This window comes from Clostridium algoriphilum (assembly GCF_020443705.1).
GTDB lineage: Bacteria > Bacillota > Clostridia > Clostridiales > Clostridiaceae > Clostridium_AD > Clostridium_AD algoriphilum.
Genome location: NZ_JAIZZK010000046.1, coordinates 1 through 18,326 on the forward strand (window position 1 = coordinate 1; position 18,326 = coordinate 18,326).

Consider the following 18,326-nt stretch of genomic DNA (forward strand, 5'->3'; position numbering starts at 1 on the left):
ATGCTTATTCGCAACAATAAGAAAACAAAAGGGGAAATGTCCCTTCAGGACCCTGTTGGCACTGATAAAGATGGAAAAGAGATATCCCTTATTGATGTATTAATAAGCGACAAAGACTCTATTAGTGATATAGTCGAACGTAAAATACAAACTAAACAACTATATAATAAGATAAATATAGTTTTAAAAGCTAGAGAAAAAACAGTAATTCAAATGCGCTATGGATTACTTGATGGCAATCCTCGAACTCAAAGAGAAATTGCATTGATTTTAGGTATTTCTAGGTCCTATGTTTCTAGAATCGAACAGAGGGTATTAAAGAAGCTTAATAAGGAGTTAAATAAGGGCAATATAAATATATAGTTAAAGTATGGAATTTTTTAGATGAGTATTGCATAGTATAGAGTATAGCGTACGAATGAAGTAAGCGATAGTTAATAGCCATTCTCCTCAAGAGAGTGGCTATTTTTATAGTCTTAAATAATGCTCTATGACTATATAGTCCGTAGTAGTTGCAAAAACGTTTCTCCGTAGCAAAGCCTAAATAAGCAAAAGCCAGTACCCCTAATCTTAAAACATGACCAAAGTATTATATAGAGTATATGGGAAAATACAAAGACTATACAGCTTAATTCTGTATAGTCTTTTGTATTTTATATTAACTTAATGAATCTGTTTCTTTATCACGATTATCCATTGAATTGATTATTTTATTATTAAGAATTCAACTTCTTAATTACTGTATTAACTGCATTACCGAAGAACTTTCTGATATATAAGGTAATTGTTTTATAATATTGTAAATATATTTTGGTATTAATTTTTCATTGCCTAAACTCTGTTCTAAAGATAATTTTTTATAGTACAACAACTTGCACCAAAAATTCGAGAAATCATCTTTTGTAATAAAAGTTATATTATCGCTATCTTCAACAGCAAATCCGTAATTAGATTTTTCTAAAATATTTATATCTACATATTCTTCATTTGATAACAGTAATAGTACATCATCCCACATTTTTTTAAATGTAATCATTAAATTAAATCTCCTCCTAAATAAATAGTTTATTTAAATATACAAATTATATTTCGAATGTTAAAACAATCAATAATTAAAATAATTAAATATCATGCCCTTTAGTTATTTAACTAATCTAAAAATATATTGTCTTTCCCAAAACCCTCTATCAACATTTTTTCTGCTAATTGTAGTTTAATGAGATCTTGTTTTGATATCATTTTAGTTTTTTTTTTGTCTTCTATTATAAAGTCATCTGATTTTTCCATTGTTAGTCATCCTCCTTAATTTTAAGTATATTTTTTTAAAAATATAAATTATTATAGTCATCGCCTAATATTATAGTTCTACTTAACAGCCTTAACAAAAGTTGTTATAATCTTATTAGCTTGATCACCTAGTAATAAAAATACTGCACTCAACAAAGTGCAGTATTTTTATTATTAGGTGATTTTTTAATAAAAACTTATGTTATTTGATTTTATTATAGACTACTTTACACATTTATTCTATGTATTTGGTAAAAAAAGCAGTTTTTTACAATTAAGATTTTTAATAACTATAATCTCTACCACCTTAGTTTTATAAAACCATTCAACATAATAAATCTATATTTTGCTAAATAATGATTTGACCCTTGCCTAATAGTATGGAATAAAAAAATAATTAAAAGCAATTTGGCTATTCAAGTTGCTTTTAATTATTTTTTTCAATGCTTCTTTTGTTAAATCAAAATATTGGTTTTTATTTATATTAAGAATTTTTTAATATTAGGTGAATTTCTCTAGAAAAAAGCTAACTAACCTTATTTTGCAATCTTAACTTGTCAGCCACCATTGCTATAAATTCTGAATTAGTAGGCTTTCCTTTTTCAATACGAATAGTATAACCAAAAATCTTATTAATAGTTTCTACTTGTCCCCTACTCCATGCAACCTCTATTGCATGCCTCATTGCTCTTTCTACCCTACTAGCAGTAGTATTGAATTTTTCACCTATTAATGGATACAATTCTTTTGTAACCGATGATAATAGATTCATATCATTCACTAACATATTTATTGCTTCCCTTAAATACAAATAACCTTTTATATGAGCAGGTATTCCAATATCATGAATAATATTAGTTATTTGAGCGATCATATCACCATCACCTGGTTGATTTTTATTGATTTTATCAGTATTACCAACATAAGCAGGTGTTTTTTTTACATCATCACTACCTATAGTGTTATTTAACATCTGTCTTATTCTTTTAATAAATACCTCCATGTCAAAAGGTTTTACAACGTAATAATCTGCTCCTAGTGATATGGCTCTTTGGGTTATTTTATCATGAGTAACTGCTGATAGTATTATTATACGTGGCATTGGATCTAAATCCATTGTATTTAACTTCTCTAGAACTCCCAAACCATCAAGAATAGGCATAATCATATCAAGTACAACCAAATCAGGTTTTTTTTCTTTAATTAATTTTAATGCTTCTACTCCATTCTCCGCGATACCAGTAACAACAATATCCTTTTCCATTGATAGATAATCATTAAGAATATTACGAAATTCTTTGTTGTCATCAGCAATGATTATGTTTATTTTCGACTCTTCCATATTTGTAATCTCCTTCACATTTCAGTTCTTTATTCCCAATAATTATTAATTCTACAAAAGATTGGTAATTCCTTTTATTTTAGATCTATATTAAAAAACATTGTCGAAATATCTAATATAAAAGATGCTTCTTGCTATTTTCTATATTATTTCTAAATTCCAGCTAATATCCCTAATAGATTATGCAGTTGAAAAACTTATGGGCGTTGATGCATCACCTTTTGGTAAGGGATTAAAAGGATTTGTAATAGCAGCTATAATATTATTTACAGCACAATATATAGTTCCTGGAATGGGAGTATCCGTAATAGGCGAAATACTAGCTTTAATTGTTATTGGAATGCTAGATGCTATACTACCTGGTAGGCAATGTAATTTTAAAAAAAAGGCCACTAATATTTGCTTATAAATATTAGTGGCCTTTTTTTTTATAATACGAAGAAAAATAAGATGATGCATGATGGTAAGATAAATGGTGTTGATGTTATGAAAATATTAGATTTTAAATAGGCTATTTTCAAATATATTATTTCTCTGTTGGTACTGCATAAAATATACATACTAAAATTCCTATAACAATTAATAAACCTAAAATTGCGGGTAACCCCATAATTTCCACCCCTTTTTCTTTTAATTTAATATATATATCAATTAGTACCATATTTTAAAATGAAATGTAAATGTTATCATAATTTATTAATTAATTATAAATGGATTAAACATTATGAACATTCGAAGTTGATCTTTATCTGATGTCTTATTTCTCGTCCCCACAGTTGGCTCATAATAACCTTAAAGAAGTCCCTAGTTTCATATACCAAGCTTAGTTGAGAATGGAAGGGTAGCTCGTAGGGAAAGTTCCATTAGGGAATGCGGTAGTAGCAAACGGAAGTGCGGTAGTTAGATTTCAGTTAAATTTGATAAAAACAGTGTACCTATGGGTTGTAGGCGTGTAAATCATATATAATATTTATATTTATTGTTATAATCATTAGCAGCTTCAACCAATTGTTTATAACTATTTATTTCCTTGATTTTAATTATTTTCTTAAAATCATAGTATCTAATAGTTTTACTTTTTCTTATATTTTGTTGATATGGTTTACGGTTTAGTAAATAACGCCAAAACACATCGGCATCGATCTCTAAATACTCACCTTTTTTATCGTAATGAGCTTGTACATCTTTCAACATTTGTAGAGCATCATTATCGTTCTTTATACCAGTAAAAAACTTAATTATTAAATTTGCTTCTTTTGAAGTTGCTAGAGTCTGATTAAAATTTATGACTGAGTATGAATCATTCATTAATATTTCCTCCTTGTAGGGATGCCTTATCATTCGTTTATTTCGATATTCTTGTAGTAGTTATATTAAACTAATCTAATTATACTATTATTACCATAAAATTGGAAATTATGGATAAATGAATAAAGAAACAACTTTAAATCAAGTAATATAAATGCTTCTACAACTCTGATAAATAATATTTTTAATCTTAAAACAAATAACCCTACGTAAAGAGATACCTTTACGTAAGGTTAAAAAAGCTTATAAAATGTATTCATAAAGCATAACAAAAAATTATGAACATCTACGTAAAATGTATTTACCTTTACGTAGATGTTATAAGACTCTTAATGGTGTGATTCAGAATTATGTTGGCGAGACCTCTCCTATAAATAAAAGTTTTCTAGGGATTCATCCATGGCATCCTGATTTATCCCTATGTACCTTAATGTTACACTAGGAGCAGAATGATTAAATAGTTCTTGTAGAAGTGCAATATCTTTATGCTGTCTATAGTGCCAATAACCAAAGGTCTTCCGGAGTGTATGTGTACCTATTTCCTCAAGCCCTACTTTTTTAGCTACATCAGTTAATAATTGATATGCTCTAACTCTACTAATTGGTTTATTTTCTCCTTCTCGACTTCTAAACAAGAAATCGTCATCATTCATATCAAAAATGTATTTATCAAGTTCTTCTTTTAGAGAAGAATTTATATATGCTTTTTTTAATTTATCTGTCTTTTTCTCGTTAATAGCAATATGAGTTTTATTTCTAACATCACCCACTTTAATCTCTAGAATATCTGAAATTCTAAATCCTGTATTTATTCCAAGAGTAAACAAAATGAAATCTCTGTAATTATTTTTTAATAACAAAGCTTTTATTTCTTTGATTTTATTTTTATCTCTAATTGGTTGTACAAAATTCATTATTTTTTTACCTCCGAATTATATTTGCTTATAATCCATTATAGTAAATTAAGTTATACAAGACAATACGTTATGTTAAACTATTTTCAATTATTATAATTTAAATCATTGGTTTATTCAAAGAAACATAGTATTTTCAATGGTCTTAAGGTTTTAGGTGAGTTTAACACAATAGGTATTGTGTTAAACTCATGCCCTAATATACTAAATTACAAAATAATTAATAACTAATTTAATTAATAGATAATATAAAAGCATACAATATACGAAAAATTATATTTTATGCTTTTTATTATATATAAATTTCATGATTTAAACAAATTGCAAGGAAGTGATTGTTTTATGGATACAGATCAAGTTAGTAAATTTAAAATATTAATCAGATGAAATTACATATTGATGATTTAAAGGGTAATCAAAAAATAACAATTTCAGATTATGAATATAAAATTTTAAGAGATATAAAAGAAATGGAAGGTAGAAAAGAGCTTAGTTATATTTTTGTAAATCCAGTAAATCTAAAAGAATTAAATGATGTTTTTACTAATATATTAAATTCACCTGGAACTTTTTTGGGTAAATATTTGGAAAAATCAATATTTTTAAATGAAGTAAAAATTTGCAATCCCAATAGTCCTAATATATTATCATTTTTTACTTTCTTTAGTTGCGTTTTCGAGTCAATTATTACCTTTGGGAATATTGATAACTTAAAAGATAAGTGTGAATTCTTAGACTGTACATTTAATACCCAATAAGTATTCTTTTATTAATTACGTTTTGTTCAGTAGTTTATTTTATTGATTTTAAAGGTATATCAATAAACGCTACAGAAAATACTGAAGTGAACTTTTATAATAGTAATTCGGAAATCCATATAGATTATGCAGATAGACAAATCAATAAAATCCCTATTATAAACAAAGCTGGTGATTCTGTATACTTTTCAATTATTAATTTTACTACAGTAGGATTTGGAGATGTACAACCTATAGATGGTTGGTGTAGATGTATGACTTGTATAGAATGCCTTTTAGGAGTATTCTTCACTGCATCTTTTATAACGGTTTTAGCAAGAAAATATTAATTTGTATAAGAAGTAACAAAGTGAAGTATATGTAAAATAAAATGAGGAATACAGCAGTGTTACTGGAAGTAACTATAAAGATGATAAAACGACATATGACGAAGTGATAAATGGGGTTATTCCAGACTCATTAAAACTAATTAGTGGTGCAGAGGCAATTACACCAAAGACTGAAGAAGTTAGGGCAGTGCATGAAATTTATATAAGTGCGGTTAATGCTCAACATTCAGCAATATCAAATGAGGTTTTAGACTATTTTATTTAGATTTGCTCAATCTGCCAAAGAAAATTTCATTAATATTATACACTAGGTGTGGAAATACACTAGTAGGATGGAGCATTGTTAATCTTATAAGACAATTCTGTGATGAGTTTGAGGTTATAGTGCCATCTAAAGCGTTGAGTACAGGTACTTTGATTTGTTTAGGCTCAAATTCAATTAAAAAACTAATGGTGGCAATGCCACCGTATTGCCACCGTTCCATAAAATATAATTAAATAAAAATAGATAATATTTAATTGTAAAAAATATTTTATACCTATAAATGCCTTAATATCAATGATTATATGATATTATAAAATATATATAGATAAGCTAAAATATGAGGTATAAACAAATAACGCAAGTGGAGTAGTTAATAAAAAAAGGAGTACTATAATTTATATAGTACTCCTTTATATTACTGCATTTTGGCAGTGAATATTATCTATGGATTTTTCAACTGTTTCTGATTGATATTCCTTACAGAGCAGTGCTCTAATATATCCTCGCTCATTATTGGTTGATTCTATATAGAAGCATCTTCCATAATAAAACCTAATGAGTGAAAACATTCTAGATGCAGTATGAAGATATAAGCAGGTAACACCCAATTCTATCATTGAGATATCAACTGCATTCATTAGTATTTTACCAATGCCATTATTTTGATGTAACGATGAAACACCGAATCTGCTGAGATAAGCAGTATGATCTGGTTCGATTTTGATTCGTACACTACCAATAACTTCTTCGTTTGATAGCGCTACAAAAACGTTAGTAGTTTCTATAGCTTTATATACATCATCATAGGTTTCATCAAAAGGTGTAACCAAATCTGTAATTCCTGCATTTTCGGCATACAACTTAAAAGATTTTTTTGCAAGTATTCGTATTTCTTCAATGTCACTAGTGACAGCTCTTCTAACTTCAAAGAACATTTTGTCCATGTATCTACCCCCAATATCACATTGTTTATGTGAGTTATTATATAAAATGCTTAATTAATTACAACTTTTGTTTTAGGGAGCCATAGATATAATATCAAGTCCTGTAGTTTCTTTAATTCCGAACATAATATTCATGTTTTGAACAGCCTGACCTGCGGCACCTTTTATTAAATTATCAATAGCAGAGATTACTATTACCCTATTTGTACGTGCATCTACTTTTATTCCAATATGACATAAATTCGAGCCTCTTACCCATCTGGTTTCAGGTAATCCATCAAGAATCTTTACAAAACAATCATCTTTGTAGAATTCTCTATATAAAGCTATAAGTTCCTTTGCAGTTACCGCTTTTGTGAGAGAACCATAACAGGTTGATAATATTCCACGATTCATAGGAACTAAATGAGGAGTAAAGCATATTTTTATATCGTTACCTATTGAAGCCTTACTAAGTTCTTGTTCAATTTCTGGAGTATGTCTGTGACTGGCAACTGCATAAGCTTTAATGGATTCATTGCATTCTGTAAAAAGTGAAGCAATACTCGCAGATCTACCAGCTCCAGATACCCCGGATTTAGCGTCAACTATTATAGAACTTGGTTGTATTAAATTATTTTTTACTAGTGGAGTAAGACCTAAGATTGTAGCTGTAGGATAACAACCTGGGTTAGCTAATAGGTTGCACCCCTTTATAGATTCTCTATTTAATTCAGTTAGACCATAAACAGCACTTGCTAGAAGGTCTACACTTTCATGTTTAACTTTATACCACTCTTCATATTCATCTTTAGATTTTAACCTGAAATCAGCGCCTAAATCTATTACTTTTACACCAAGTGATAATGCTTTTTCAGCTATTTTAAAAGTCTTTCCATGGGGCATAGCAGTAAAAAGAACATTTATACTTGATAATTTGCTTATAGCCGTTTCCATGTTTACACAAACATCTTCTATATAACCATTGAAGTTATTATAAATTTCATTATACGTCATTCCTGCATAATTATGTGAAGCATAAAATTCAACACTAACGTCTGGATGCTTGTATAAAAACCATGCCAATTGTTCTCCGGCATAGCCAGTAGCACCTATTATACCTGCTTTAATCATATCGTATCACCTTGCCTTCAAAATTTGTTAATAAAAATCATTATACAATAAAATTTAAAAAAAATCAATATTATATTGAATATTTATTCATGTTGATGTATAATTATTCAAACGGTTGTACATTTTATAAAAGAGTTGTACAATTAATAAAATCAATGAAAATTAATTATTTGGTTTGGAGGCTACAATGAATATATTAAATATTAATTCAAATAAAAAAGATTTTTTGCAAATGAGTAAATATGAGGGTAAGACCTTTGTTATAAAATATGGTGGAAGCATAATGAGTAATGATGCAGCTAAGGAGGCCTTTGTGGAAGACATAGCTCTCATGACAAGTGCTGGTATTAAAGTAGTTATAGTACACGGTGGAGGCCCTTTAATTAGCAAATGGGTTAAAAAAACCGGTGGCGAAAATAAGTTTATAAGTGGATTAAGGGTTACGAATCAAGAGACTATGGAAATCGTAGAGATGGTATTGTCTGGTAATGTTAACAAAAGATTATCTTCAATATTAAGTCTTAGAGGATTAAATGCCATAGGAATTAGTGGTAAAGATAGTAATTTAATTCAAGCTAAAAAAAAGTTTGTATTTGAGGATAGCAAAAAAACTGATATAGGTTTTGTTGGAGAGGTAACGAGTATTAATACAAAAGTATTAATTACTTTGCTTAAAAGTAATTATATACCAGTTATTTCACCTGTAGGAGCTGATAAGGAAGGAAATAGTTACAATATAAATGCTGATTATGCAGCAGCTGCTATAAGCGGTGTGTTAAAAGCTGAAAAGTTATTGATTATGACAGATATAGATGGCGTATACACAGATATAACTGACCCATCGACGCTTTTATCATCAATAACTGTAGAGGAAACTAAAGAATATATAAATAAAGGTATGATTTATGGTGGCATGATTCCAAAGCTAGAATGTTGTGTTGCTGCAATTAATAAGGGTACTAAGAATGTTCATTTAGTAGATGGAAGAAAAAAACACAGCTTATTATTAAATATAATTAAAAATAATGGAACTAAAATTATAACAGCAAAAGGAGCGAATTAATGGAAGAAAATTGTGTAATGAACACCTACGGAAGATATGACGTTACTTTTGAAAAGGGACTTGGATGTAAAATTTATGATTCAAATGGACTTGAATATGTGGATTTTGTATCAGGAGTTGCAGTTAATTGCCTTGGACATAGCCATCCTGCTATAATAAATGCAATAACTACACAAAGTAGTAAGCTTATGCATAGCTCAAATTACTATTGGAATACTCCCCACAAATTGCTAGCAAAAAAGTTAGTTGATAACTGTGATCACGATAAGGTATTCTTTTGCAATAGTGGTACTGAATCTGTGGAAACTGCACTTAAGATTGCGAGAAAATATGGAACATTAAAAGATGTGAAAGATAAAAATGTATTCATATATATGGATAATTCTTTTCATGGTAGAACTATAGGGGCGCTTTCAGTTACTGGTCAGGAAAAATATCAAAAAGATTTCCGTCCTTTAATAGATGGCACTAGAAAAGTAGAATTTAACAATATTAACGATTTAATAAAAAACTTTGACGATAAGGTATGTGGAATTATAATAGAACCAATACAAGGAGAAGGTGGAATAAATATAGCAAGCATAGAGTTCTTAAAAGAGGCAAGAAAGCTATGTGATAAATTTGATGCTTTATTAATATTTGATGAAGTGCAATGTGGTATGGGACGTATTGGAAGTCTTTTTGCATATAAAAAATTCTCAGTTATTCCTGATGTAATATGCTTAGCTAAGGGGCTCGGTGGTGGATTTCCAATAGGCGCTACAATTACTAATGTAAAAGCTTCAACTGCTTTTGTACCTGGCGATCATGGAAGTACATTTGGAGGGAATCCACTTGGATGCGCAGTTGGTGTTGCAGTTTTAACAGAACTTGTAGATGGTGGAGTTATAGATAAAGTTGATGATAAAAGTATGTACATAAAAGAAAGATTACTTAAAATAAAAGAAAAGTATGGCATAATAGATGAAATAAAAGGTATGGGATTATTAATTGGAATAAGCCTGAAAACTGACACAAAGAAATTCTGTAAATCATGTTTTGATAAGAGATTGCTTGTAATTGCAGCTGGAAATAATGTGGTAAGATTACTTCCTCCTCTTAATGTAACAAAACCTGAGATTGATGAAGCTTTAGACATACTTGAAGCAGTAATATCAGAAATTTAGAGTTAGATTTATCTTTTGTATATAGGTGGTGATAATATGGATATTAAAGAACTTATAGAAAAAAATATTGATGTTATAAAAAAATTGAGGTTAAAATTAAATTCTAACGCTGAGTTAGCATTTAAAGAGTATAAAACTCAAGATATCATTATTGAGTTTCTAAAAGACATAAACATAGAGGCAGAGAAAATTGCAAAAACCGGAGTAGTTGCTACAATAAATTCTGGGGATAATTGCATTGCTCTAAGGGCGGACATGGATGCCTTACCTGTTAATGGAGTTTCTCATGTTTGTGGGCATGATTATCATATGGCAATTGCTTTAGGAACCGCACTTATACTTAAAAAATTAGGTTCAAATAAAGTTGTTAAATTTATATTTGAGCCAGGTGAAGAAACTACAGGTGGAGCTGTCCCGATGATAAAGGCAGGTGCGCTAATAAAACCAAAAGTTGATTATATGATTGGATTTCATGTATGGCCTAATGTACCAGTTGGAACGATAGAAGTTGCAAGTGGTGCATCTATGGCCTCAGTAGATGATTTTCATGTAAAATTTGTAGGTAAGGGTGGGCACGCTGCTGCGCCACATTTATGTAATAATCCAATGTATCCAGCCATGGAATTTATTCAGAGTATGAACATACAATCTAGGATAGAAAATAATCCACTAGATTCACATGTAATTACGTTCGCATCCATTCAATGTGGTAATGCCAACAATGTAATAGCAGAAGAGTGTGAGGTTTTAGGGACTGTTAGAACTTTTAATAATGAACTTCGTAATAAGTTATATGAGGATATATTAAAAAATTCCAGGATATGTGCAGAAAAATATGGTTGCAAGGTGGAATTAAATTATGATTTCCAATATCCTCCTTTAATAAGTGACGAAGCAATCACTAATAAATTTATTGATATTACAAAAAAACTTATAGGACAGAAGAATGTTTCTTCGCTAGAAAAAACATTTGCTGCAGATGATTTCGCATTTTTTTCAGAAGAGGTACCATCAGTACATTTTAGGCTTGGTATTGAAGAGAAGAAAAAAGGTGTCAACTTCCTTCATTCATCTAATTTTGATGCATCAGAGGAAACAATCTTAAATGGAATTTATATAATAACAAATTTTATACTTTCTTTAGATTATTAAGATATACTAAATAAGACTTAGAAATAATACATAATTATATACAGTAGAATCATAAATAAAACCTCATACTAAGATTTAGTATGAGGTTTTGTCGCGTTTAGTATATGAAGTAATTTTTAGTTACATGTTAGATAGAAATTCAAAAACTTCATTTAAATCTGGTAATTGAGCCTTAGGATACACTTTAACCCACACTACAATACCATTTTCATCTATTATTATATTAGCGCGCTCCGATATACCTTTATCCTCAATAAAAATTCCATAATCCTGTGCTACTTTTCCATGAGGCCAAAAATCGGAAGGTAGCATTAAATTTTGAAGAAGTAGTGCAGATGCCCAAGCTTTCTTAGTTGGACATGGATCTACACTAAAACCAAGTGGCACTGTGTTTAGTGTTTGGAATTTTCCCCAATTATTATCCAGAGCTCTCATTTGATCTGTACATACAGGTGTCCAGGCAAGAGGATGCCAGGATAGCAATACTCGTTTACCTTTAAAATCTGATAAACACACATTTGAATAATCATTACCTTTTATTGAAAAATTGGGCGCAGTTTCTCCTACCTCAATTAATTTCATAACTTAGCCTCCTTTATTTTTATAATTTACTTTTATAGTTCTATATAGACATAATTTATTATGTGCAACATATCATTTTTTATTAAAAATCAAATACAAATTAAAAAAACTTAGAGACTGTAAAGCATAAATTTTTATATTAACGCATATATCCTACTAGATTGTAAAATTTACATATAGGCATATGCCTTTTAATTTTTTGATAAATTTCACAAGAAGAGGAGATAAAATATGATCGGGGTATCTAAGTTATTGTGTGGGACTGAAAATTTTGGAGACAAATTAAGGTACGTGAATGGTGCAAGTCAACAGAAAAATGGTGTTAGTGATGGTCGTGGACCTGTTGTTGTTTGGAATTGTACTAAAACTTGTAATTTAAAATGTATGCATTGTTATGCAAATTCAGATAGTAAAAAATACCAAGGTGAATTAAACACTAAAGAAGCTATGGCTTTAATTAATGATTTTCATGATTTTAAAGTTCCAGTAATATTATTTTCAGGAGGCGAACCTTTACTACGTGAAGATCTATTTGAACTTATCGAGCATGCGGGAAGTCACAACATACGTAGCACTATTTCTACTAATGGTACGCTTATTGACAAGGATATTGCAAGAAGAATTAAACAAAGTGAAGTAGGATATGTAGGAATTAGTTTGGATGGAATTGGGGATAAACATGATGAATTTAGACGCACTAAGGGCTGCTTTAATAAAGCTTTAAGTGGAATTGAAAATTGTAAAAAAGTAAACCAAAAAGTTGGGGTAAGATTTACTATTAACAGTCACAACTATGATCAAATAGAGGATATATTTCACCTCATTAAAGAAGAAAAAATTAATCGTGTTTGCTTTTATCATTTGGTTTATTCAGGGAGAGGAAGCGAAATGATTAAAGAGGATATATCCCACGCGGAGTCTAGAGCTGCAATGGATTTAATTATGGAAAAAACTTTAGAGCTGGGGGATAAAGCAGAAATACTCACTGTAGATAATCATGCTGATACAGTTTACATTTATTTGAAATCATTAAAAAAATATCCTAACTTGTCCCAAAATATACTTAAGTTAATGGAAATGAATGGTGGAAATAGATCGGGCATTGCTATTGCAAATGTTGATTATCTTGGAAATGTACATGCTGATCAGTTTACATCGCAATATACTTTTGGAAACGTTAAAGATAGATCATTTAGAGATATCTGGGAAGACACTACAAGCCCAATTATGAAGGGGTTAAAGGATAGAAAAGACCTACTTAAGGGCAGATGCAGCAAATGCAAATGGTTAAGTGTATGTAATGGTAATTTTAGAACGAGAGCTGAATCAGTAACTGGAGATTTTTGGGCATCTGATCCTGCTTGTTATTTGAGTAATAAAGAAATCGGTGTACAAGACGAAGTCGTTAATATTGCAGCTTCGAAGAAGATGATTAAGGAGGGCATAAAATATGATCATGTCATGGAACACGACTAATAAATGTAACATGTACTGTAAACATTGTTATAGAGATGCAGGAGTTGAAGATACGAACGAATTAAATACCACAGAAGGAAAATCATTAATAGATGAAATAGCTAAGGCAGGATTTAAGATAATGGTATTTTCAGGTGGAGAGCCTTTAGTGAGGCCCGATATCTATGAATTAATAGAACATGCAGTAAAAGTTGGACTAAGACCAGTCCTTGGAAGTAATGGTACTTTAATAACTTCGAAAGTTGCGCAAAAATTAAAAAGTGCAGGGACTATGGGTATTGGAATTAGTTTAGATAGTCTACATTCTAAAAAAAATGATAAATTTAGATGTTACGAAGGGGGATGGAGGGAAGCCATTACAGGAATGAAAAACTGCAGAGAGGTCAAATTACCTTTTCAGATACATACAACAGTAATGAATTGGAACAAAGATGAAATACTTGATATAACCGATTTTGCAGTGGGAATGGGAGCAGTAGCACATCATACTTTTTTCTTAGTGCCTACCGGAAGAGGTGCAGATATTGAAGATGAGTCATTGCCACAAGAGCAATATGAGAAATTACTTACTGATATAATGTTAAAACAAAAGGATGTAAGTATAGAATTAAAACCTACCTGTGCACCTGAATTTATGATGATTGCAAAGGAAATGGGCATGAACCCTAGGTTTAGTAGAGGATGTTTAGCAGGTACCAGTTATTGTATTATTAGCCCAAGTGGAGATGTACAACCTTGTGCATATTTAGATCTTCCAATTGGTAATGTACGTGAGACACCTTTTAGTGAAATTTGGAAGAGTAATCCTATATTTAAAGAATTAAGAACTATGAATTATAAAGGTAAATGTGGTGTTTGCAAGTATAAAAAAGCCTGTGGTGGCTGCCGTGCCCGCGTAGCATATTATAATGATGGAGACTATATGGAGGGTGAAGACTGGTGTTCATATTCAAATGAAGAAAAGGAGAATGTAAAGTAATGGATAAAACAAGTAAAGATTTGCTTAATTTAATACAGTCCAATTTTCCTATAGAATCTAAGCCATATTTAAAGATTGCGAATGAACTAGATATCACAGAGAAGCAGGTTATTGACATTATTAAGGACCTTAAGGATAAAAGATATATTAAACGAATAGGTGGAATATTTGATTTAAGAAAATTAGGATACTATAGTACGCTTTGTGCTATAAAAGTTCCAATAGACAGAATTACTGAAGTAGCAAAGCTTATAAACTGTAATAATGGAGTCACTCATAATTATATCAGAAATCATTTATACAATATGTGGTTTACAGTAATCGCACCTTCTGTTGAAGACATTAGAGCGTTTTTAAATGAAATTAAAATTAAAACAGGTATAAAAGATATAATTGAACTACCAGTAGTAAAGCTATTCAAAATTAATGTTGTTTTCAATATTAAGGAGTGATTATATGTTAAGCTGCTTAGATAAGAGTATTATTCGCAGAATTCAAGAAGATTTACCTTTGGTGCCAGAGCCTTATAAGGAAATAGCGCAGGAGCTCGAAATTACAGAAAATGAATTAATGCATAAAATCAAAGAATTTAGTAGCAGTGGGATTATGCGAAGATTCGGGACTATTGTAAACCACAGGAATGTTGGGTTTATTGCAAATGCAATGGTTGTGTGGAATATTCCGGAGGATCTAATTAGTGATGTGAGTAAAATTATGATATCATTTTCTAAGGTTTCCCACTGCTATCAGCGGCCTACATTTTCAGATTGGCCATATAATGTTTTTACAATGGTTCATGCAGAAAGTAGGCAAGGATGTGAAAAAGTAGTTAAGGAAATTGCAGAGGCTGTACATATTAATGACTATGAAATGCTATATACCACTGATGAACTTAAAAAAATAAGCATGAAGTATTTTATAGAAGAATAAATCTATAGATTATTTAAAGATCGTTGCTACAATATATGTAACAACGATTTTTATTGATTTTATTTTTGATTTGCCATTGAATTTAGTTCATCAGATAAGGTTGTAACTTCCATAAGATTAGAAGTAACCTCTTGAATAGCAGCTGACTGTTGCTCTGTAGTTTCAAGTGTAGCATGTGAAGTTTCAATAGTCTTATCAACAGACTCTTGTATTTTTTTTGTAAGGGCTAATATTTTTACAGCTGTTTCCTTTGAATTTTGTGATAAAGACCTTATTTCAGTGGCAACTACACCAAAACCTCTACCAGCGTCTCCTGCTCTCGCAGCTTCAATAGCCGCATTTAATCCGAGCATTTTTGTCTGATCTGCTATACTTTTTATAGAATCTAATATTGTATTTATTTCTATTGATATATTCTTTACGTTAACGATTTCATCACTTAGATTATGTTGGTTATTTGTTACAGTTATTGAAGAGGCACTGAGTTCTTCCATAGTTGCAGATATTTGACTAAAGTTATCTGCAAGAGTTTGGGACATGACGCTTAGTTTAAGCTTTTCATAGCCAGCTTGTGAGAGGGAATTTGCTACGATATATAATACTTCTGCGGCAGCTGCTATATTTTTTTCAGTACTTAAAGAAACCTTCTTAACTGCATCCACATAACCTTCTTCATTAACACCAATTTCATTTGCTGTTTTTCTATATTTTGATTCTTCTGGATGGGAGGTTAAGACTTGTCCTCCTAAAATGGTTCCTATTAGATAATCACCTACTAATATAGGTGCAGCAAAATCTATTAATCCCGCATGACAAGTATATATATATGGTTTTCGAATTCTTGCAGCTTCTTCGCCGCCTTTTTTGTGTGACACTGCACACCTGTCATCTCCCACTTTTGTAGAATGTGTAAAATCCATACAAAAGCTTGTATAGGAACTCGATTTAGTTACAGGAGTTCCATCCTTGTCCACTGTAACACTCGCAATTGCCATTGCAGTGGCAAAATTATCTTGAAAGGTTTGAAGTAATTTAATATCAACAACATCCTTAATCTCAAGTGCGGTTACATCTAAATCACCATTTAATAATTTTTTTATCATATAACATTCCTCCAATATCTTATTTGTGGTTTTTTTATTGTTTATAGGTTTATTCAGTAAATTTATCCGTTTTCATTACAATATAATTATATATTCGATAAAAAAATATAAAACTTAAGCATATTATTTTAGTCTTATCGGTTCTTTATTTTTAATAACTACTAAATTTACATTATTACACCTTATAAAAATAGAATAATTAAGACTTTGTATATAATTTAACACACTGTCAAACTATAATTATTATGTTATAGTATATATAATATATGGATCTTGAATCTTAGAAGGAGGAAATATAATGAATAAAATTAAAAGTGCTACATTTAACCTGTTGGTGATATATCCAGGGCAGCGAAATGTTTAGTCCAATAAAAAATACAAAAGTTTATGAACAAGTAATAGAACAAATAAGAGATATGATTGATAAAGGTACTCTTACAAAGGGGGATAAACTCCCTTCAGAGAGAAATTTAGTGCAGCAATTACAGGTAAGTAGAGCATCTATTCGAGAGGCACTTAGGGCATTAGAAGTTATTGGTTTAATAGAGTGCAGACAAGGGGAAGGTAGTTATATAAAAGCAAGTTTCCAAGATAATTTATTTGAACCATTATCAATTATGTTTATGCTTGAGGGAAGTAATCCCGAAGCAATATGGGAGCTTAGAAAAATACTTGAGGTAGAGGCTTCAGGACTTGCTGCGAAGAGAATAACGAGTGGACAACTAAATGAATTATGCGAGATTACTGAAAGATTCATGAATTCTGAGGGGGAGGAGGAGGCTATTACTGCTGAAATTGACAAAGAGTTCCATTATAAGATTGCAGAATGTTCGGGTAATATTTTGATATTTAACATACTTAGAACAGTTTCAATACTTGTAGATCATTTTATTGTGGATGCAAGAAAATTAATAATAATTCACGAAGGAAATAAGGAAATACTTTATTCTCAACACAATGATATATATTTAGCTATAGAAAAACACAATTCAGCAGATGCAAGGCAAGCTATGAGAGAACATCTGGATTTTGCAAATAAGTATAAGAGTCAAATAAAATGATGAAAAGTATCTAATGATCTATAAAAATTAAGGTGAGAGTAATAACAAAAAATTACGCTTACCTTAATTTTGTAAAATAAAGATTGTTAAATGCTTAACAATAGTAGAAATATTCTAAATAGTGTGTTACTATAAGAGTAAAGGTGGTCAGACCATCTAACCATAAAATCAATGTTTATAATTTCTATACAAAATATAGGAGGAAAGTATATATGGATATATTAGTTTGTATAAAGCAAGTTCCAGGAACTTCAAAAGTTGAGGTTGATCCAGTTACAGGTGTTTTGAAAAGAGACGGTGTAGATTCAAAGATGAATCCATTTGATTTGTACGCATTAGAATCCGCTCTTAAAATTAAAGAACAACAAGGTGGAATAATAAAGGTTATAACTATGGGACCACCACAAGCAAAGGATGTTATTCGCGAGGCATTTATGATGGGTGCAGACGAGGGTGCATTAATTTCTGATAGAAAGTTTGCAGGAGCAGATGTGCTTGCTACATCTTATACAATTTCGCAAGGTGTACGAAAAATGGGTGAATTTGATCTTATA

Annotated in this window: 22 protein-coding genes and 1 pseudogene; 14 read left to right on the plus strand and 9 right to left on the minus strand. The window is 30.3% G+C overall.

Annotated features, from left to right (window positions below):
- Positions 1-363, plus strand: a 363-nt coding sequence (locus tag LGK95_RS19790; protein ID WP_226126639.1) for a sigma-70 family RNA polymerase sigma factor, incomplete at its 5' end; no start/stop codon positions are given.
- A 373-nt stretch (positions 364-736) separates the two neighbouring features.
- Here the strand turns inward: LGK95_RS19790 and LGK95_RS19795 are convergent.
- The 3 genes from LGK95_RS19795 to spo0A form a co-directional block, all read right to left on the minus strand.
- Positions 737-1,036 (minus strand): ATP-binding protein, encoded by a 300-nt coding sequence (locus tag LGK95_RS19795; RefSeq protein WP_226126640.1) that lies wholly within the window; start codon positions 1,034-1,036, stop codon positions 737-739.
- A 113-nt stretch (positions 1,037-1,149) separates the two neighbouring features.
- The gene (locus LGK95_RS19800) at positions 1,150-1,287 is read right to left on the minus strand and encodes a hypothetical protein (RefSeq protein ID WP_226126641.1); all 138 of its coding nucleotides are present in this window, start codon (positions 1,285-1,287) and stop codon (positions 1,150-1,152) included.
- Positions 1,288-1,813: 526 nt separating this feature from the next.
- Positions 1,814-2,629, minus strand: coding sequence for a sporulation transcription factor Spo0A (gene spo0A / locus LGK95_RS19805; protein WP_226126642.1), 816 nt, complete (start codon positions 2,627-2,629; stop codon positions 1,814-1,816).
- Positions 2,630-2,792: 163 nt separating this feature from the next.
- On the opposite strand from spo0A, the pseudogene LGK95_RS19810 reads away from it, so the two are divergent.
- Positions 2,793-3,038 (plus strand): annotated as a pseudogene (locus LGK95_RS19810) (phage holin family protein); the annotation flags it as partial.
- 548 nt (positions 3,039-3,586) lie between these two features.
- Here LGK95_RS19810 and LGK95_RS19815 read toward each other — a convergent pair.
- Positions 3,587-3,937 carry a hypothetical protein gene (locus LGK95_RS19815; protein WP_226126643.1) on the minus strand — a complete coding sequence of 117 codons (351 nt, stop codon included), beginning with the start codon at positions 3,935-3,937 and terminating at the stop codon, positions 3,587-3,589.
- A 368-nt stretch (positions 3,938-4,305) separates the two neighbouring features.
- A complete protein-coding gene (locus LGK95_RS19820) occupies positions 4,306-4,851 on the minus strand; it encodes a site-specific integrase (RefSeq protein WP_226126644.1) in 546 nt (181 codons plus the stop codon).
- A gap of 383 nt (positions 4,852-5,234) precedes the next feature.
- On the opposite strand from LGK95_RS19820, the gene LGK95_RS19825 reads away from it, so the two are divergent.
- From LGK95_RS19825 to LGK95_RS19835, 3 genes are all read left to right on the plus strand, one after another.
- Positions 5,235-5,609, plus strand: coding sequence for a hypothetical protein (locus tag LGK95_RS19825; RefSeq protein WP_226126645.1), 375 nt, complete (start codon positions 5,235-5,237; stop codon positions 5,607-5,609).
- Positions 5,610-5,695: 86 nt separating this feature from the next.
- A complete protein-coding gene (locus LGK95_RS19830) occupies positions 5,696-5,938 on the plus strand; it encodes a potassium channel family protein (RefSeq protein WP_404814480.1) in 243 nt (80 codons plus the stop codon).
- Between the two features lie 103 nt (positions 5,939-6,041).
- The gene (locus tag LGK95_RS19835; protein WP_226126646.1) at positions 6,042-6,203 is read left to right on the plus strand and encodes a hypothetical protein; all 162 of its coding nucleotides are present in this window, start codon (positions 6,042-6,044) and stop codon (positions 6,201-6,203) included.
- Positions 6,204-6,613: 410 nt separating this feature from the next.
- On the opposite strand, the gene LGK95_RS19845 is transcribed toward LGK95_RS19835, so the two are convergent.
- Positions 6,614-7,147, minus strand: a complete 534-nt coding sequence (locus tag LGK95_RS19845; RefSeq protein ID WP_226126648.1) for a GNAT family N-acetyltransferase — start codon at positions 7,145-7,147, stop codon at positions 6,614-6,616.
- Between the two features lie 72 nt (positions 7,148-7,219).
- The gene (argC, locus tag LGK95_RS19850) at positions 7,220-8,260 is read right to left on the minus strand and encodes an N-acetyl-gamma-glutamyl-phosphate reductase (RefSeq protein WP_226126649.1); all 1,041 of its coding nucleotides are present in this window, start codon (positions 8,258-8,260) and stop codon (positions 7,220-7,222) included.
- Positions 8,261-8,447: 187 nt separating this feature from the next.
- Here argC and argB point away from each other — a divergent pair, with 187 nt between their 5' ends.
- From argB to LGK95_RS19865, 3 genes are read left to right on the plus strand one after another with little or no spacing between them, the layout of a single operon-like run.
- The gene (gene argB / locus LGK95_RS19855) at positions 8,448-9,323 is read left to right on the plus strand and encodes an acetylglutamate kinase (RefSeq protein WP_226126650.1); all 876 of its coding nucleotides are present in this window, start codon (positions 8,448-8,450) and stop codon (positions 9,321-9,323) included.
- Positions 9,323-10,489 (plus strand): aspartate aminotransferase family protein, encoded by a 1,167-nt coding sequence (locus LGK95_RS19860; RefSeq protein WP_226126651.1) that lies wholly within the window; start codon positions 9,323-9,325, stop codon positions 10,487-10,489. The genes argB and LGK95_RS19860 overlap by 1 nt, the downstream gene beginning before the upstream one ends.
- A gap of 36 nt (positions 10,490-10,525) precedes the next feature.
- Positions 10,526-11,641, plus strand: coding sequence for a M20 metallopeptidase family protein (locus tag LGK95_RS19865; protein ID WP_226126652.1), 1,116 nt, complete (start codon positions 10,526-10,528; stop codon positions 11,639-11,641).
- Between the two features lie 120 nt (positions 11,642-11,761).
- On the opposite strand, the gene LGK95_RS19870 is transcribed toward LGK95_RS19865, so the two are convergent.
- A complete protein-coding gene (locus tag LGK95_RS19870) occupies positions 11,762-12,223 on the minus strand; it encodes a redoxin domain-containing protein (protein WP_226126653.1) in 462 nt (153 codons plus the stop codon).
- A gap of 231 nt (positions 12,224-12,454) precedes the next feature.
- On the opposite strand from LGK95_RS19870, the gene nirJ1 reads away from it, so the two are divergent.
- From nirJ1 to ahbB, 4 genes are read left to right on the plus strand one after another with little or no spacing between them, the layout of a single operon-like run.
- Positions 12,455-13,699, plus strand: coding sequence for a putative heme d1 biosynthesis radical SAM protein NirJ1 (nirJ1, locus tag LGK95_RS19875; RefSeq protein WP_226126654.1), 1,245 nt, complete (start codon positions 12,455-12,457; stop codon positions 13,697-13,699).
- Complete coding sequence (nirJ2, locus tag LGK95_RS19880; RefSeq protein WP_226126655.1) at positions 13,674-14,678, plus strand: putative heme d1 biosynthesis radical SAM protein NirJ2; 1,005 nt, start codon at positions 13,674-13,676, stop codon at positions 14,676-14,678. The genes nirJ1 and nirJ2 overlap by 26 nt, the downstream gene beginning before the upstream one ends.
- Positions 14,678-15,130 (plus strand): siroheme decarboxylase subunit alpha, encoded by a 453-nt coding sequence (ahbA, locus tag LGK95_RS19885; RefSeq protein WP_226126656.1) that lies wholly within the window; start codon positions 14,678-14,680, stop codon positions 15,128-15,130. Before nirJ2 ends, ahbA begins: the two co-directional genes overlap by 1 nt.
- Before the next feature lie 4 nt (positions 15,131-15,134).
- Positions 15,135-15,608, plus strand: coding sequence for a siroheme decarboxylase subunit beta (ahbB, locus tag LGK95_RS19890; protein ID WP_226126657.1), 474 nt, complete (start codon positions 15,135-15,137; stop codon positions 15,606-15,608).
- 59 nt (positions 15,609-15,667) lie between these two features.
- Here ahbB and LGK95_RS19895 read toward each other — a convergent pair whose 3' ends face one another.
- On the minus strand, positions 15,668-16,711 hold the full coding sequence (locus tag LGK95_RS19895; RefSeq protein ID WP_226126658.1) for a PocR ligand-binding domain-containing protein: 1,044 nt from the start codon (positions 16,709-16,711) through the stop codon (positions 15,668-15,670).
- Positions 16,712-17,067: 356 nt separating this feature from the next.
- Here LGK95_RS19895 and LGK95_RS19900 point away from each other — a divergent pair, with 356 nt between their 5' ends.
- Together LGK95_RS19900 and LGK95_RS19905 are read left to right on the plus strand one after the other, a co-directional pair.
- On the plus strand, positions 17,068-17,772 hold the full coding sequence (locus LGK95_RS19900; RefSeq protein ID WP_226126659.1) for a FadR/GntR family transcriptional regulator: 705 nt from the start codon (positions 17,068-17,070) through the stop codon (positions 17,770-17,772).
- Between the two features lie 212 nt (positions 17,773-17,984).
- Positions 17,985-18,326 (plus strand): electron transfer flavoprotein subunit beta/FixA family protein (locus LGK95_RS19905; RefSeq protein WP_404814481.1); only part of this gene is annotated, 342 nt, incomplete at its 3' end.